Annotated in this window: 17 protein-coding genes and 2 pseudogenes; 9 read left to right on the top strand and 10 right to left on the bottom strand. The window is 61.2% G+C overall.

Features of this window, described 5'->3' with window-relative positions:
- Positions 1-61 precede the first annotated feature (61 nt).
- On the top strand, positions 62-436 hold the full coding sequence (locus tag OKW43_RS13835; RefSeq protein ID WP_429447900.1) for a glutaredoxin family protein: 375 nt from the start codon (positions 62-64) through the stop codon (positions 434-436).
- A gap of 552 nt (positions 437-988) precedes the next feature.
- On the opposite strand, the pseudogene OKW43_RS13840 reads toward OKW43_RS13835, so the two are convergent.
- A pseudogene (locus OKW43_RS13840) lies at positions 989-1,110 on the bottom strand (IS5/IS1182 family transposase); the annotation flags it as partial.
- Entirely contained in the window at positions 1,098-1,730 is a 633-nt protein-coding gene (locus OKW43_RS13845) for a TetR/AcrR family transcriptional regulator (RefSeq protein ID WP_018421953.1), read from the bottom strand. The pseudogene OKW43_RS13840 and the gene OKW43_RS13845, both read right to left, overlap by 13 nt.
- A 285-nt stretch (positions 1,731-2,015) precedes the next feature.
- Here OKW43_RS13845 and OKW43_RS13850 point away from each other — a divergent pair, with 285 nt between their 5' ends.
- Positions 2,016-2,909, top strand: a complete 894-nt coding sequence (locus OKW43_RS13850) for an NAD(P)/FAD-dependent oxidoreductase (RefSeq protein ID WP_429447902.1) — start codon at positions 2,016-2,018, stop codon at positions 2,907-2,909.
- A gap of 95 nt (positions 2,910-3,004) precedes the next feature.
- On the top strand, positions 3,005-3,868 hold the full coding sequence (locus OKW43_RS13855; protein ID WP_026226061.1) for a class I SAM-dependent methyltransferase: 864 nt from the start codon (positions 3,005-3,007) through the stop codon (positions 3,866-3,868).
- Positions 3,869-4,107: 239 nt separating this feature from the next.
- Here the strand turns inward: OKW43_RS13855 and OKW43_RS13860 are convergent, their stop codons facing one another.
- The 4 genes from OKW43_RS13860 to OKW43_RS13875 all read right to left on the bottom strand — a co-directional run bounded on the left by OKW43_RS13860 (position 4,108) and on the right by OKW43_RS13875 (position 8,104).
- Positions 4,108-5,010 (bottom strand): plasmid partitioning protein RepB C-terminal domain-containing protein, encoded by a 903-nt coding sequence (locus OKW43_RS13860; protein ID WP_429447904.1) that lies wholly within the window; start codon positions 5,008-5,010, stop codon positions 4,108-4,110.
- Positions 5,007-5,909, bottom strand: a complete 903-nt coding sequence (locus OKW43_RS13865) for a ParB/RepB/Spo0J family partition protein (protein ID WP_429447906.1) — start codon at positions 5,907-5,909, stop codon at positions 5,007-5,009. The genes OKW43_RS13860 and OKW43_RS13865 overlap by 4 nt, the downstream gene beginning before the upstream one ends.
- Positions 5,906-7,528 carry a recombinase family protein gene (locus OKW43_RS13870; RefSeq protein WP_429451670.1) on the bottom strand — a complete coding sequence of 541 codons (1,623 nt, stop codon included), beginning with the start codon at positions 7,526-7,528 and terminating at the stop codon, positions 5,906-5,908. Before OKW43_RS13870 ends, OKW43_RS13865 begins: the two co-directional genes overlap by 4 nt.
- 111 nt (positions 7,529-7,639) lie before the next feature.
- A complete protein-coding gene (locus OKW43_RS13875) occupies positions 7,640-8,104 on the bottom strand; it encodes a hypothetical protein (protein ID WP_429447908.1) in 465 nt (154 codons plus the stop codon).
- Between the two features lie 1,095 nt (positions 8,105-9,199).
- Between OKW43_RS13875 and OKW43_RS13880 the strand changes: the two genes are divergently transcribed.
- The 6 genes from OKW43_RS13880 to OKW43_RS13905 all read left to right on the top strand — a co-directional run bounded on the left by OKW43_RS13880 (position 9,200) and on the right by OKW43_RS13905 (position 12,540).
- Positions 9,200-9,445, top strand: a complete 246-nt coding sequence (locus tag OKW43_RS13880; RefSeq protein WP_429447910.1) for a hypothetical protein — start codon at positions 9,200-9,202, stop codon at positions 9,443-9,445.
- A 632-nt stretch (positions 9,446-10,077) separates the two neighbouring features.
- On the top strand, positions 10,078-10,215 hold the full coding sequence (locus OKW43_RS13885) for a hypothetical protein (RefSeq protein ID WP_429447912.1): 138 nt from the start codon (positions 10,078-10,080) through the stop codon (positions 10,213-10,215).
- 114 nt (positions 10,216-10,329) lie between these two features.
- The gene (locus OKW43_RS13890) at positions 10,330-10,731 is read left to right on the top strand and encodes a hypothetical protein (protein WP_429447914.1); all 402 of its coding nucleotides are present in this window, start codon (positions 10,330-10,332) and stop codon (positions 10,729-10,731) included.
- 13 nt (positions 10,732-10,744) lie between these two features.
- Entirely contained in the window at positions 10,745-11,437 is a 693-nt protein-coding gene (locus OKW43_RS13895) for a hypothetical protein (protein ID WP_429447868.1), read from the top strand.
- Between the two features lie 148 nt (positions 11,438-11,585).
- Positions 11,586-12,032, top strand: a complete 447-nt coding sequence (locus tag OKW43_RS13900; protein ID WP_429447916.1) for a hypothetical protein — start codon at positions 11,586-11,588, stop codon at positions 12,030-12,032.
- Complete coding sequence (locus OKW43_RS13905) at positions 11,971-12,540, top strand: DUF2779 domain-containing protein (RefSeq protein WP_429447918.1); 570 nt, start codon at positions 11,971-11,973, stop codon at positions 12,538-12,540. Before OKW43_RS13900 ends, OKW43_RS13905 begins: the two co-directional genes overlap by 62 nt.
- Here OKW43_RS13905 and OKW43_RS13910 read toward each other — a convergent pair.
- The 4 genes and pseudogenes from OKW43_RS13910 to OKW43_RS13925 form a co-directional block, all read right to left on the bottom strand.
- Positions 12,486-12,641: pseudogene (locus OKW43_RS13910) on the bottom strand (integrase); the annotation flags it as partial. The gene OKW43_RS13905 and the pseudogene OKW43_RS13910 overlap by 55 nt on opposite strands.
- Positions 12,642-12,838: 197 nt before the next feature.
- Positions 12,839-13,843, bottom strand: a complete 1,005-nt coding sequence (gene alc / locus OKW43_RS13915) for an allantoicase (RefSeq protein WP_429447920.1) — start codon at positions 13,841-13,843, stop codon at positions 12,839-12,841.
- Positions 13,844-13,892: 49 nt separating this feature from the next.
- Entirely contained in the window at positions 13,893-14,561 is a 669-nt protein-coding gene (locus OKW43_RS13920; RefSeq protein WP_429447922.1) for a DUF1989 domain-containing protein, read from the bottom strand.
- A complete protein-coding gene (locus OKW43_RS13925; protein WP_429447924.1) occupies positions 14,558-15,361 on the bottom strand; it encodes an amino acid ABC transporter ATP-binding protein in 804 nt (267 codons plus the stop codon). Before OKW43_RS13925 ends, OKW43_RS13920 begins: the two co-directional genes overlap by 4 nt.
- Between the last annotated feature and the right edge of the window lie 5 nt (positions 15,362-15,366).

The following is a 15,366-nucleotide window of genomic DNA, read 5'->3' on the forward strand; positions in this document are numbered from 1 at the left end:
GCAGTCGGATGTTGGAAAGGGTAGACTTGCCCGCTCCCATTCGCCGTTCAAGGTAGTCCCTATGTTGATGAAAGCCCTGCGAGTCGGTCTCGGCCAGTTGATTTTACTCGGCGACGCCGTCAGTCGCCCGCACCCGCAGCGCCGTCGGGCGCAAGGTCAGGCGATTGTAGAAAAAGAAGCGGCGCGGCTATCGCTGTATCAGTTCCATTCGTGCCCCTTCTGCGTCAAGACCCGGCGCGCCCTGCATCGTCTGAATGTGCCGATGACGCTGCACGACGCCAAAAACGATCCCATCGCACGGGATCGTTTGCTGGCCGGCGGCGGCAAGATTAAAGTGCCTTGCCTGCATATTCAGGAAGAGGGCCAGTCGCGCTGGTTGTACGAGTCCAACGCCATCATCGCCTATTTAGAGCAACGCTTCGCCGGGATCGCGTGATCCGTCGCGTGCACGCTGGTAAGAAAGCTTCTGGCCCACGCTCGCTCCGTGGCATCGAGCGTAGTTGTCTACGGGTCCAGAATCCAACTGACGTCGGGCGGTATGACGGGCCGGGGCTCGGTTTATCACGCTCCTCCAAGGGGCGCTGTCGACCCGTTGCAGCCGGTCGAGCAGTCTCTGTTCTAAGGGTAGGTATCGGAGTGGAACGGTCATTCCGTGCCGTCGCCTGGGGGCAAGTCATCGGCCTCTGCGGACGCTTAGACCCGTGAGTTGGTGAGGCGGCTTACGCCGTGCAAGGATGACGTCTTGCTCGACCCTCGAATTGCTCTCGAACTTAAGTTTGATTTCTCTATAAGCAATCAGCTTGTCGTTCACCAGATCGAAAGGAAGCGCCCGCAAGGTTAGGGATGGTGTTCAGAACTCGTTTTGCCGCACTGAGCCATCCACATAGGGCCGATGCGGTGGAAGCGGTGCGGCACCTGGCTCGAATGCAGCGCTACGTTCGGCATAAGGAAGGCGCCGATTGCCTGCCCGCGCGGGCGGCTTTTGCGCTCATGCAGCGGCCTCGCGCATCAGTCGTTCGCGCGTCATCCACAGATTGCTTAGAGCGAACAGCGTGTGCAACTCTGCGGGTTCTTCATCAAGCCGCGATAGCGCACCTTTAGATGCCACCGTGCGCGGCGATGAACATGGCGACGGCCGACCGGCAATAGGATTCGATTTCGTTGTCATCCTCTGCTCTCGCCTCATCGAAGCGTGCGACAAGCAGAAGATCGGATCCTTTGAAAAGCGCGGCAAACAAGCGGGCGGATCGGAGAGCATCGGGTACGTTCAGAATCGCTTTCGCGTGCAACTGACGCAACACGGCCTCGATTTGGGCGATGACATGGGCGGGCCCGGCTTCGTAATGGAGCTTGCTTAACGACTTTTGATTCGTCTTGTCGGCCAAAACCATGGCTTCGACACTGCGGACGTCCGGGCTCAACAGCGTGCGAAGCAGGGATGATCCCACCGCCATGAGCTGATCTTCGGCTGAACCGTCGACGCTTTCAGAAAGGGCCTGGGGTGCAAATTGATGGCAGTGGGCCACCATGGCCGCGCTGAACAGCGCCTCCTTGTTCTCGAAGTGCCGATAGATGCTGAGCTTGGATATCTTCGCCCGCTGCGCGACCTTGTCCATGGTCGTCGCTTGAAAACCCAATTCCACAAAGAGTTCGCAGGCGGCGTCGACGATCGTTTGGCGAAGCGCCTCGTTGGCGGGCCGGCCGCGCCGGCTCTGGCTGTTTTCGGTCACAACAATTCCAGTACTTGACAGTATTCAAATTCCTGCACTACGATACCACGCAGTATCTTAAATGTGCAAGCCAAGGATAGGTTTCAACCAGTTGCCCAAATCAGGTTTCCCCGGGGCGCCTGGCGATATCGAATGCGGGATTGTGGGGCCGATCAATACAGCCATCAGCAACTTTCTCGCCAATGCCGAAGCCCTACTCGCTGACCGTCTCAAGCGCGTATCGCTGGACGATATTGCACACCACGCCCAGCCCACCCCTCCAATCACAACACGGAGCCCATCACCATGGATGACGTCATCATCATCGGCGGCAGCTTTGCCGGCCTCGCCGCCGCCCTGCAGCTCGGCCGTGCCCGCCGCAAGGTCACGGTTCTCGATACCGGCCGGCCGCGCAACCGCTTTGCAGGCCACTCGCATGGCTTGCTCGGCCACGATCACAAGCCACCGCTGGACATCCTGGTCGAGGCGCGGCAGCAGTTGACGCGCTATCCAACGATCAGGCTGGTCAATGCCCGGGCCGAGAGCGTGTCTGGCGCCATCGACGATTTCTGCGTCGTCACTGACGATAACGAAAGCCTGAGGGCGCACCGCCTGATCCTGAGCTATGGCGTCGCCGACCAGATGCCTGATGTTCCGGGCTTTGCCGAAAGCTGGGGCACGTCCATCGTGCCCTGCCCCTATTGCGACGGCTTTGAAGTCGCCGGCCAGCATTGGGGCCTCGTCTGGTCCAGCCCGCAGTCGCACCAGTCTGCCAGGCTGTTCCGCGATTGGACGGACAAGCTGACTGTCTTCGCCGATGGTCATGACATTGCGCCCGATATCCAAGTCGATCTGGCGCGTCGCAACATGCCTGTCGTCGATGGCCGGATCGTCGAGATCGCCCATCACAAGGGCCATATCAACACCGTCAATCTCGATACCCGCCGCAATGTCGCGGTCGACGTCCTGTTCGCCCATCCGCGCAACAAGCCGTCCGCACGCCTGCATGAATCACTGGGCCTCGCCACGGTCGATACGCCCACCGGCATCGTCCTCAAAGTCGACGAGCGCCGCCAAACCAGCGTGCCCGGCATCTACGCCGCTGGCGACCTCGCCACGCCCTTCTTGCCCTCGGTCACCCAGGCTTCATCGCAGGGCGCGATGGCGGGTATCTTCGCCCAGCAGTCGATGGTGGTTTGAGAGCACAGATCCCTGCTCTTGTTGCGTCGTCGCCTTCGAAAAGGTTGGCGTAAATCGACGCGGCGAAAGGCGGATCGTCGAGTCAAGGAGATGACATGGCAAAGCAAAGTGCTGATCAGGTGGGTGACTGGAATGGTCAAAGCGGGGAGCGCTGGGTCGCCAACCAGGCCCGGCTCGACGCGCTGGTGGCGGTGTTCGGCCAGGCCGCGATCGAAGCCGCCGCGCCCGCGACGGGTGAGCGCGTGCTGGACATCGGCTGCGGCGCGGGTGCGTCAAGTCTGGCTCTGGCCGCTCGCGTCGGCGCGGGGGGCCAAGTGCTGGGCGTGGACATATCCGAACCGCTGATCGATCGAGCGCGCGCGCTTGCGCGCCACGATACGCCGGCCCTGTTTCAGGTGGCCGACGCCAGCAGCGCAGAGCTGCCCGAAGGCGCGTTCGACATTCTGTTCTCGCGTTTCGGCGTGATGTTTTTCCCCGATCCGACAGCGGCGTTCGCCCATATGCGACGCGCGCTCCGGCCGGGCGGCCGGGTCGCTTTCGTCTGCTGGCGCGGTGCGGCCGAGAACGATTGGATGCGACTGCCGGTGGGCGCGCTCAAGGACATCGTCCCGCCGAGCGCGCTCCCCGATCCCGAAGCGCCCGGCCCGTTTTCGTTCGGCGACCGGGAGCACGTGGCGCGCATCCTGACGGCGGCCGGTTTCACCGAAATCGTTATCTCGCCCTTCGACGCGGCCGTCCCATTCGGCGAGGGCGAAACGCGGGACGCGGCGATCGACGACGCAGTGAGGATGACGCTTGAGGTCGGCCCGCTGTCGCGTGCGCTCGCTGGTCAGCCCGACGACATCCGCGCCCGTGCCTCCGCCGCAGTTCGTGCCGCCTTCGCGAGCCTCCCCGGCGAGGGGTCGGTGATGATCAACGGCGCGGCTTGGGTCGTCATGGCACGAAATCCGGCAAGCTGACAGGGATTAACAGGGGAGATGCCTCCGCTCGGTGGAACAGGGCGTCTTTGGCCGGCCAGATTGATGTCCCTTCTGGCCGCTGAACGAGCGCTCGCCTTGCGACAATCAGATGGCCGGTTGCGAAGCAGAGCCGGCGCCTGAGCGGCCTTCCGGCGGCGCATGTGGCCGGCAGTTTGTGGCCGAACCCGGACTGTTACAACTGTGTAGATTAACTCAAGAGCGTTTGGGGGCGTGAATAGCTAGGTAACGACGCTGAATTGCTGCTGTTCAAGAGAGACGATCTCTACAATCGTTTCGAACTCGGCCAGAAGGTCAGGCTGACGCTGCCGCAGATATTGAGCTACCAGTTCGTTCTCCAGGAGCCTGGCGAGATATCCCTTTGCGAGCACCAGGTTCAGCACATCCTGTCCGTAGGTCTGCTCGACAAGTTTGTATTGACCCTGGAGGTTACTCATCTCCCGCTCCATCTTCGCCATCTGTTCAGGAGTGACGCCGGTCAGCTTCGGCGGCTTCTTGCCTTCCATCAGGTGCGCTGCGGGTGTCGCGACGAGGAGCGCTTCAGCGTAGGGCACGGTCACGTTGTTTGCCGCGATCATCAGTTCGACGCATTCGACCTGCCGCGTCGGTTTCATTTTTCGGAGCGCACGAGCAAGCTCCACCGAAAACTGACGGTCCCCCAGAAGTTCGGCCGCTTCAGGGCATATGCCGTCCAGCAGTGACAGCTTCTTGAGAATGTGGGACACGTCCATCGCAAGGGCCTTCGCCAGCCTCTCCGGCGATACACCCCGTTCGACGACGCGCCGGATCATATAGTGCTCCTGGATCGTGGACAGCCGATTGACACGGTTGTTGTAGGTGTAGCTTTCGTCGTCGGTCGCAATCAGGCAGGAAGCTTCGACAAATCCGAGCTCCTGCATCGCAATGAGGCGTAAGTGGCCATCAAGCAGCACGTGCTGACCCGTACCCTGGTGTGCTGCCGTGACAGACAGCGGTTCGATCAGACCGATCTCCTCGATCGATGCCTTGATCTGTTTGAACTTGCGGGAATCGATAATGGTCGCCGGCGTCCTGCGGGACGGCAGGATACACACTACTGGAACCGATAGGGGCTCGGGGATGAACCCGAGCGTCACGCCTGTCATGCGACGCTCCCGCTCGACCAGACCCGCTCGGCAAGATACTTGGGCAACGTTGCCAGCCCTTCCGCACGCAACAGATTGACGAAGTTCTCATCGGCGAACAATTGCCGCAGCGCACCCACGACGAACATGAGCCGCTGCTGCGCAAACCCGGCCTTACGGACCATCGATTTCTGGCGTTCGACTTCGTGCTGGTAAGTCCGCACGAGGCTAGATGTTGTCACGTCCGCGAGCTTTCCCGACATGTTGCGACCGGCAGAGCGCCCAAGTGTCTTCCGCCGTTCGATGATCCGGCGGGCGTCCATTAACTGTTTCCCACGCAATTTGCCGGACTCGTAAGCCTCCTGCAGAGCAAGCTGTATCGCTGAATCATCATCACCGGCGCCGACGATCGTGAGCGCAGCGTTAAGCGGAATCCGTCCCGTCTCAACCGCGATGACCAGTCGCTCCTCTCCATGATGCAGCAGCATCAGAATGCCTTGTATGTACTGCTGTGTCAGTCCCGTCTTTTCTGCGATCACCTTGGGCGTGTATCCCTGCTCCTGCAATTGCCGGATGCCGGCGAGGAGTTCGAGTGGCCGGCACTGACGACGGGCGATGTTCTCGGCGAGGCTCATGATGAATGCATCTTCGTCGCTCACATTCACAACCATCGCCGGGATAGTCGCTTCGCCGAGTGAACGGAAAGCCTTCAGGCGGCCTTCGCCGCACACGAGCAGATACTTCTCGACACCATCGTCAGTGGCGCGCGGAGTGACCTTGATTGGTTTTTTCAGGCCGATCGCCCTGATGTTGCCGACGATTTCGTTGAACACGCGGCTATTACGTTCGCGCGGATTGATGACCTCGATCTGGTCGACCGGAATCATCCGGACCTCGCCCGTTTGTTGCTGCTGGTTCATGCCACCCTCCGAAGGCGGGCCCGCTCCGCCATGCCATAGAGATACTCCAGCGTGTCGAAGCGGTAGCTCTCGAACTCAATCTTGTTCTGATCGGCAAGGCTGATGCGCGGCTGGCCAAAATCGAGGCGCGGCAGGAGGTAATAGTCGAGTGCCGCCGAATTCGCCTGATCGAGTCGAACGGCTACCGTGATGTCCGGCAGCAGGCTCGTATCAAACCGAACCTTCCAGTGATGCCGGCCGTTTTCGTGCGTCTGGCAACGCGCAAGAACGAGGCAGGCGGTGAACTCATGGTTGACCGTGAGCATGTCAGTTGCGGGATCACGTTCCACTGCGCCGCCGAGATCGGCGATTTTTTTCTCCGTCTGGGCAATGATTTCGGGGTGCAACTGCCGGAGGAAGCGGTTGGTCTCGAGATAGCGGTAATCGCGACCGGGCGTGAAGCCGACGGTCTGGTAAGCTCGGATGAGACTGCCGAACCGGTACATGTAAACGGAGCTCGACGGCATGCCATCCGTCTCGTCGATGACGAGCCCGGAGAGGAAGCCACGATTTCGGTACAGGTTACGCAGGCGCTGAATCAGCTCTTCATTCGAATAGCGCCGGGCACGCGCGCGCATGATGCCCTGCGCTGTGTAAAACACTTCACTCGAAACGATCGACTGGAATGCACCTTCCTTCCGTATCCACATGTCCGGCGTATTGACGACGCGCACTTTCTTGAGCTTGAACGACACGCGGTTGTAGACGTTATTGCCGATGTATTTCTCGTTGGTCAGTACCTCCCGTACAGTCGCACGTGTCCATTCCCGATCGAGATTGGTGCGAACACGCATGCCGTTCAGCCGGGCCGCAATTTCGTATTCGTTTAACGACTCGTCAATAAACCAGCTGTAGATGAGATTGACGATCCGGATTTCGCTCTCGGGCCCTGGCACCAGAATGACGCGATCGGTCTGCAGGCTCTTGTGCTCGCCTTGCTGAAGTTCGCTTTTCATGATCCCGTGCTGATCGATGAGTACACGGCGTAGACCATATCCGGCCGGTCCACCTTGCCGGAAGCCGAGCTCGATCAGCCGGCATTGGCCGGCAAATACCTTCGCCGACAGTTCGCGGCTGTACTCACCAGCCATCGCCCTTTTCACACCCTTGACGATGGTCGAGAAGGGCGAACCATCGTTCTCGAACTGCTCGGCGCAATAGGTCACCTGGATGCCTCTGCGTCGGCACACATACTCGTAATAGGCACTTTCATCCGCGTCCTGGAATCGCCCCCAGCGACTTACGTCGTAGACGAGGATCACCTGAAAATCCGCGCGGCCGCTTTCGACGTCCTTGATCAACTGCTGCAGCGCCTGCCGCCCGTCGATGCGAAGACCGCTTTTACCTTCGTCAGCGTAGGTGTGAACAATCTCGAGACCGCGCCGCGTAGCGTACTCACGAATCCTGTCACGCTGGTTCTCGGTGGAGTATTGCTGGTGCTCCGTCGACATCCGGACGTATTCAGCTGCCCGCACCGTGGGAGGAGCTTGCGCGACACCTGCACCGCATGTGTGATCGAGTGACACGGTCCTGCTCCGCAGCTTCGAATCCTCGCTCCCCTGAGCTTGCGCGTCCGGCATCGCGCCGGAAACGCAGATCGTCACTTCGAAACGCAACCGCGTCGCAACTGCGGTGGTGTTTGATTCAGAGCGGGTACAAGGCAAAGGTAGCAGGCATGGCGCGGAAGTCGATCACGTCATCTCTTTGCAATCACGTATGGGTGGCCCGTTGGTTGCCGACAGCACGGCGATATGGACGGTGCACGCGTTCGTCTTTGCAATACCGGTTTCGACCACGCGGCGCAGTATGTAGAAGCCCGACGCGAGCGGCCGGTAGGACGGTGACGCGTCCATGTTTGCAACAGGAGTGGAACTCCGTCGCGCGTTCCGCTTCCGTTGCATCGCGCAATTGCGCTCCCGATAGGTCGGGTGCATCGCGCGGTATTCACGCCAGTAGTCCGGATGACGGGTGCGCCATTTGGCCTGCGCCCGCGCCTGGTTGTCGCGATAGTCGGCATCGGTGCGCAGGCGCTGGCGTTGCCAACGTCGTCGGCGCTCACGCTGACATGCGGGGGCGGAACAAAACCGTTGGGCGGGAACCTGGGGATACGGCTGGAAGGCGCAGCCGCACGCGATGCATCGCCGGTTCGTATTCATGAGCGTGCTCCACACGTATTCCGAATGTGGGAGCGCGGGCTGGGAGATACAACGTAGTTCGGAGCGTATCGCCGGCGCTGGCGAAGCCCGTCCTGGCGCGGCTTTGACGGGGGCGCCGAGATTTTTCAGTTATTGCGGCACGGCTGCCGAGTTTTTTCACTTTTAGTGTCAGAGACGGCCCCGATGCATGTCACTTTTAGTGAAAAAGCCCTTTAAATTCATAGAGGCGTTTTTCACGAAATGTGTCATCCGACAGGTGTAGTCGTAGGGCGCCAGAGTAAGTGCGACTGGCGCCACAGTTGTGCGACTAACTTCAGAAAAGAACAGATCGTTTTTCGAGGCGAGGGAAAGTATCGCCTCATCCGTACGCAAAATGGTGTCGCCCAGCTCGAAAACGTTGAGACAGGGGAGTATTCCAACCACAAAGAAGCAGATCTTCTGGAAGAGTACGTACGCGGATATCTTAGAACCGCCAGTTCAAAGCATTATCAGAACGCGCCGAAGAACAACCTTATCAGCGATGGCTTCGAAGCGAACGCCAAGGACTGTCCTGATAGTCGGGGAGCTGTCCACGCTGGAAAAGGGTGACGCTATCGTGACAATCCGCCTGCCCACCGAAACGGCCAGACAGCTTGGCCTGCACACGCAAGTTGAAGCCGAACGATGGGCGCGTGTCTGTAATCAGGACAAACCCTGAGAAGCCCTTTGCCTGTGGCGACACGTCACACGGGCGATACGCGTGTCCTTGGGAGGTTCGGATGGCTCACGGAAAGAAGCTCGCCGCTCGGCTTGGCCGGTGGGATCCGGTTGCACCCTATGCGGGCGAGGTGTGGCCCGGTGTTGCAAGTGACCTTGCGGCAGCCGGGGCTGATGGCCCTTCGTCTGGCCGTGGTCCACGTGACCCATGGAAGCCGCGCTAGTTCCTCGACACGGAGTTCACGGATTTCGACGCCTGCCAGCTCATCAGCGTGGCGATCGTTGGCGAGGACGGGCGTGAGTTCTATGGCGAGTGCTCCGACATCGAGCGCCCGATGTGCAGCGACTTTGTGCACTCGAGCGTGCTGCCGCAGCTCGGCCAGTTTTCCCGACTGCGCGATGCCGTTCGACCAGTTGCGCCGTGAACTGTTGGACTGGCTGAACCGGGTGCCAGCGAAAGCGAAGCCGGTACTGTGTTTCGACTTTCACGGCGATCTGCAACTCGTCGACCCTCTGCTCGGTGGCGCCCTGCCACGTGGCGGGAACAGACTCGATGCCCGCCGCCTTGCCAGCTATTTCGCGGAACATGGCGGCGAACATCACGCGCTGCAGGACGCCCGCGCTCACGCGAGCGCGTTCATCTGAGGAACCAATCATGATGACCGTCGCTGAACTGATTGAAATCCTGCAGTGTCTGCCAGCTTCGGCGGGCGTTATCGTGCAGGGCTACGAAAGCGGGGCTTTAATGATGTAACCGGCGCGACTCCGCAGCCGTCGTCGATGGTGGTCATCGCGAGCGGGATTGCTTGGGGCCGTATGTGCCGGCGCATCAGGCCGGAGGCGGCGATCATGAGTCACCCGCCGAGGTCGACGCTGCGGCTCACGAGCTGGCCGTGCTGATCACGTCGACGCGGCATAACGCGGCAGCGGATGCGGTGTTGTCACGGTTGCGCGGCACGGTGCAGCAATTTGAAGGCGCAACCGGTCCCGTCTGGCTTGACAATGACGAATGAGGCTTCAACCGCGGACAAGAACTCACTGAGCACGCGGCGCGCGTGCTGGGCGTTCATGTACAGGCCAGCAAAGTGCTCGAAGACCCGGTGATCGCGATGCAATGGATGCTGCGCCCCATGGTCCTGTGAATGGTGATCGGCCACTGGATGCACTGGCGACGCAAAACGGTTATGACCGGGTGCGCGATCTGCTCATGCGCCTTGAGCGCAGCATGGGTATTTGAAACTGGATCCGTCCCTCGGCAGCGCGGCAGGAGCAAACATATGGTCAAGGAACTGAAGGGCGTCGTCCACAAGCGAGAACAGGCCGTCTCGACCGACGATATGCACGAAGCGGTCGGGCAGCACATCAAGGGCGAATGGATCGGCGGCTCGCCCGGCTTCACGGACGAGGCGCTTTAGCGCGCTTGCGGGTCAGGTAAGCGCATCGCCCGACTTCGACGTGCCGCTCGAGCTGGTTGCGGATGCGAACTGGCCGCGTGTGCGCGTACCTGCGATCCCGGGCGCCGCGTGCTGGTGGCCACGCTCGACAGTGGCCGGCAGCTCGAAGCGCACGACGCCCCTGAACTGGCCGAGCTCATGCATGAGGCAGGCGTGCGGGCGGGCGACGTGGCCATGCTGCGCCTGCATTACGATGAAGAGAACGGCGTGCCGACCGGCGATCAGATTGCGATTCACCATCGCCTGCGCCAGCTGTCCGCCCGTGACGAGCGCACCGCGCAGCTGCAGGCGGTGCCCGTGCAGATGCGCGATGGCAGGCCGTATTATGTTCGGCTGCTCGATGTGCCCCAGCCTTGGCAGGACGAGTTTCGGGCCGCGTTGCGCGGCTCGGGCTGCCCCGCGATCGACGGCGAGGGCGAGTGCGCCTGGCCGTGGGACTGGTGCAACTGGCTGCAGGGGCGCTTTCCGCACTATTGAGGGCATACGTGACATGGCAATCAAGGACAAACATCACGCGTTCATCTTCGGCATCGCTGCGGGCGTGCCGTCGCACGAGCTCGCCAGCGAAAAGGTGCTTTACGCAACCGATGCGCCCTACGAGTTTCGCGACCAGCTGCTGCCGCGCTGGCTACTCGCGCACCACGGCTGGACCGATTGGGACTCACCGGCGCGCGTGGTGCGGCGCGATGCGAGAGGCAAGCTCGCCTACACGTGGCAGAGCTGGGAGGCGTTCATTGACTGGATGACGGCCACGCTCGATGCGGCGCTCGTGGACGAGCGACATGCGGGCGCATCGGAAGACGACACCACCGCGACACACCTCGCCGCGCTGCGCGCTGGCATAGCGGCAGCCGAAGCGCCGCTTACCGACGCCACCCGGCCGCACGCGCTCAAGGCCGGGTTGGAGGCGGGGGTGCCTTTTGCTGAGCCGGAATGGGGCTATGTGGTGTATCTGCACGATGTGCCGCTCGAACTATGCCGCGCGCTGCTAGGCTGGCTATCGGCCCGATTTCCATCGGACCCGGATGGATCGACCAATCCCGCCTTCTGGGTGGATGAGGATGGCCAGGTGGCGCTCATGTGGGCCCGCTGGGAGGAGTTCATTTACTGGCTGTGCAAGTTGCTCACTGACGCGCTCGACGGGCTGGAAAACGCGCGTGAACAGACCGAAGAGGGCAACTAGAAGCGCCAGCCTTGGGTCGGGGTTCAGGGTTTCTATCTCATTCGTCGTAGGGCGGATCTATGGGAAGCGCAACGTGCTTTCCACAGGGAAAGCCGCGTCAAGATGGCTGGGATATGCCCTGCGGGGTTTTGATTTCGAGGGGTAGCGCATGCGGCTTTTTGTCGATACCGAATTTACGGATTTCATCGACTGCGATCTGATCAGCGTCGCGCTCGTGGCCAACGACGGCCGCGAGTTCTACGGCGAGCGGTCCGACTTCGATATGCCCAGCTGCAGCGAATTCGTGCGCGCGGCCGTGCTGCCGCAGCTCGGCCAGCATGCGGGCCGCGTGTTCACGCGCGAGGCGCTGCGCGTCGCGCTGCTCGCATGGCTCGACCAGTTCGCCAACGAACCGGAGCGGATGCTGTGCTTCGACTACGGGGGCGACTGGGAGTTGCTGTGCGATCTGCTCGATGGGCCGCCCGCTGGCTGGCAGGCCTGCCACGTTGGCGAGGTGATCGACTTCGACCGAATGGAAAGCTATTACAGCGCGCATGGCGGCCGGCATCACGCACTGTCCGACGCCCGCGCCAACTGCTACGCAATGGGGGACTAAATGTTACGGGTATCAGCAGCTCCCGTTCCAGTTCAGCCTGCACCGTCTGTCGCGAACGGGCAAACTGGAGCACCGTGCATTTTTTGACCTGTCGGGTCAGGATCCGTTGCTTGCCTTTGCCAAGGCGCTAGTTGCCGCTTGCGGAGAAAGCGGCCCGGTCTACGTATATAGCGCATCGTTCGAGAAGGGCGGCATCCGTGAACTGGCAGAGAAGTTTCCACGCCTGAATGCCTCACTACAAGCCGTCAATGACCGCGTGGTAGACCTGTTACAAGGTCAGGGATATGGGCTGCACCTGCCAGCGGAAAAACCTTGCCGGACCGCCTCAGGGCGTGAAGCCGCCCTTCACGCTTCCGCATCCGCGATGACCGCTTGGGGCGAGTGCCCGCCCGACAACGTTCCCGGATACTTGTCTCTCCATGCTCGCTTTGCCACGAGAAGCGGACGTTCACGCAGATTGAACATGGCGAGGTCGCGGACGCGCGCCGAAAGCTGCAGGCGGATGTGAATGGCCCAGATTTCCTTGAGCTTCAGCGGTGGTTTCTGCCCAGTCAACCGGCCTTTGTTCCACGGCACTCTGGCAGTGGTTCCTTTCTCAGGTGTTTCCATGACGATCTCCTTTCAATTGAAGGGAGATCTAGTCTGTGCCCGCAGTCAGCGGGCGCTGTCCGATCCATTGCCGTCACTCAGGCTCAGATTGCGCCGAAGGTCGCTTCGAGAGTAAAGCGGCCGTTCGATCGCTGCGCATGAGTCGTGAGTTCTCGTGAGTAGACTGCGGATTAATGCAGGTGAAGGCTTGCCTTGGATCAAGTCAAGGTGCGCCCCATCAGACTCAGCCGCGAGACGCCACCATCCGGCAATATGTTGAAGCGCGCATGTGTAACAGACATGCTTCGGCTCGGCGCAAAGGTATGTACCCTGTCCATCTCCAGCTTCTGCTCGTCGAGCAATACCGGCCAGAACATCGATTGCGTAATCAGGGACTCGTCCGTTCCCGCGCTGACGAACGCGCCTTGTAGCGAGCATCGGTCCGCAAAATTCCCCTTGAAATGCGCGGTGTCAACTTTGACCTGACTAATTTCACCGGGCGTCGCCAATTCGATGATGCACCAGTCGCAGCCCGGTTCGCGGCGTCGCCGGGTTTCCCAGCCTTCGGCCATGTTGGCCGCGCGCGTCGGCAGCAGCAGGTTCGACGCTGAACCGTAATGCTGGTTGTTCACGGCGACGATTCGCGCACCGTTCATCGCGGACGCGAGATCGAGTTCGGCGCGTGGCGCGAGTTCTCGGCGCGGCCGTCCGTACACCCGAAAACGCGCTACGCCACCGTCCGGATAGATATTGAGGCGCACGTGCGTATACATTCCGCGAGTGGCCGGATCGGTCGCGTGATAATGATGTGCGTTGCCGTTGAGCGCGGTCGCGGGCAGCACTTCAGTCCATTGTGCGTCGGCGGGCGGCATATCGTCGTCGCAACGGCACGCGTCGATCGACGCAGCCGGCGGAAAGTTGCCGGTGAAATGACTGGTGTCGATATCGACGCCCATCAATTCGCCCGCCACGCCCAGTTTGACGATGCAGAAATCGTGGCCGGTCTCGCGCTTGCGGCGCGATTCCCAACCGTCCATCCATTTGCCGTTGTCGTCGTATCTGCCGGGAATGAAGACGGCCGGGTTCGGGTCAAGCATGCGCGCCATCGGTGCAAAAAAATCGTCGCTGGCGAATACAGCCTGCGCGCCGAGGCGCGGGTCCGCGAGGTTGATACCCGTGCGTGTGAAGGCGGGTGCGTCGGGATCGAAAGTAGGGAGTGCCATCTGTCTTTACGCGAAGTGATCGGTTAGATCGGTTAATGGACCGGGATGCTCAGGCGGCAGGCACCCACGATTGCGTGCCTTGCAGATCCGACTCGAAGTTGTCGAGCACTGCAATTTCCACCGGCTTTGGCGTGTTGTCGCCTTGCCCCTGAATCTTGACGATGTCTTGCGGACAGGCGGAAAACGCGACGAAACAATCCATTTCCGCGCGCAACGTGATGTACTCGCCGGGCTTCGTCACGGTGGGCAAGGTATGGAGCGTGATGCCGTCGGGCTGCACGCGAATATTCATGAAGATGTTGAAGGACGCGAGGTTCTGGCGCGGGGGCGTGACGCCGAGTTCGAACATGCCTTCGAACATGTTGTCGCAACAGTTGCGGTGATAGCCGCGCACGCCGAGCAGTTCATAGCGTTTGCGATCGCAGGCCGCCATGAAGGTGTCGTGAACGCCAGGCGTCGTATCCTCGACTACGGTCAGCACCGGATGACGTTGATTGGTCACGAAGCTGTCGCCGACGATAGGGTTCAGCCGCTGATTCCACACGCGCGTGGTTTCCATGCACATGTATTCGTTCAGGTCGTACGCATTCCAGGCCCAGCAATCCACCACCTGAGTGCCATGCGTATTGATGACGCGCACGGCCTGGCCTGCTTTCAGTCGAACGGCTTTGCCGTGGCCGGCGAGAACGGTCGATGTGGGTTGATTCGTGTAGCTCATGAGCTTTTAGATTCCAGGTTGAAGCGATAGAGAAATTGCTGGAGACGGGGCGACGACGGTGCGTCGAGCACCTGTGCAGGCGGCCCCTGTTCGACGATGCGTCCGCCGTCCATAAAGATCACGCGGTCGGCGACATCGCGCGCGAAGCCGATCTCATGCGTGACGACGATCATCGTCGTGTCGTTCGCGGCGAGACCGCGCATCACCGCGAGTACTTCGCCGACCAGTTCCGGGTCGAGCGCGCTGGTCGGTTCGTCGAAGAGGATCACTTCCGGCGCCATCGCCAGAGTGCGCGCGATGCCCACGCGTTGCTGCTGTCCGCCCGACAGGTTCGCGGGCATCGCTGTGTGCTTGCCACTCAACCCCACTTGCCGCAGCGCTTCGACCGCGAGGTCGCTGGCGGCAAGGCGGCTCATCCGCTTGACCGACAGCAGGCCTTCCGTCACGTTTTCGAGCACCGTCATGTGCGGCCACAGATTGAAGCTCTGAAACACCATGCCGATCCGGCTGCGCTGCGCGCGTATCTCGCGGTCGGGACGTGGGCCGGTCGAGCCGTTCGCGTTTTCACGCAAACCGATCCGCTCGTCGCCGATCCAGACCGCGCCCTCTTCGGGCGGAGAAAGCCAGTTCAGGCAGCGCAGCAGGGTCGATTTGCCGGAGCCGGACGGGCCGAGTACGCAGATCGTTTCGCCGCGCGCGACTGTCAGGTCGACGCCGTCCAGGATGCGATTCGGACCAAACGACTTGACGATGCCGCTCGCCTTCAACGCAACGGGCGTCGTGTTGTCGGATAGGTTCATGCTGT

Source organism: Paraburkholderia sp. WC7.3g (assembly GCF_050436345.1).
GTDB classification, from domain to species: Bacteria; Pseudomonadota; Gammaproteobacteria; order Burkholderiales; family Burkholderiaceae; genus Paraburkholderia; species Paraburkholderia podalyriae.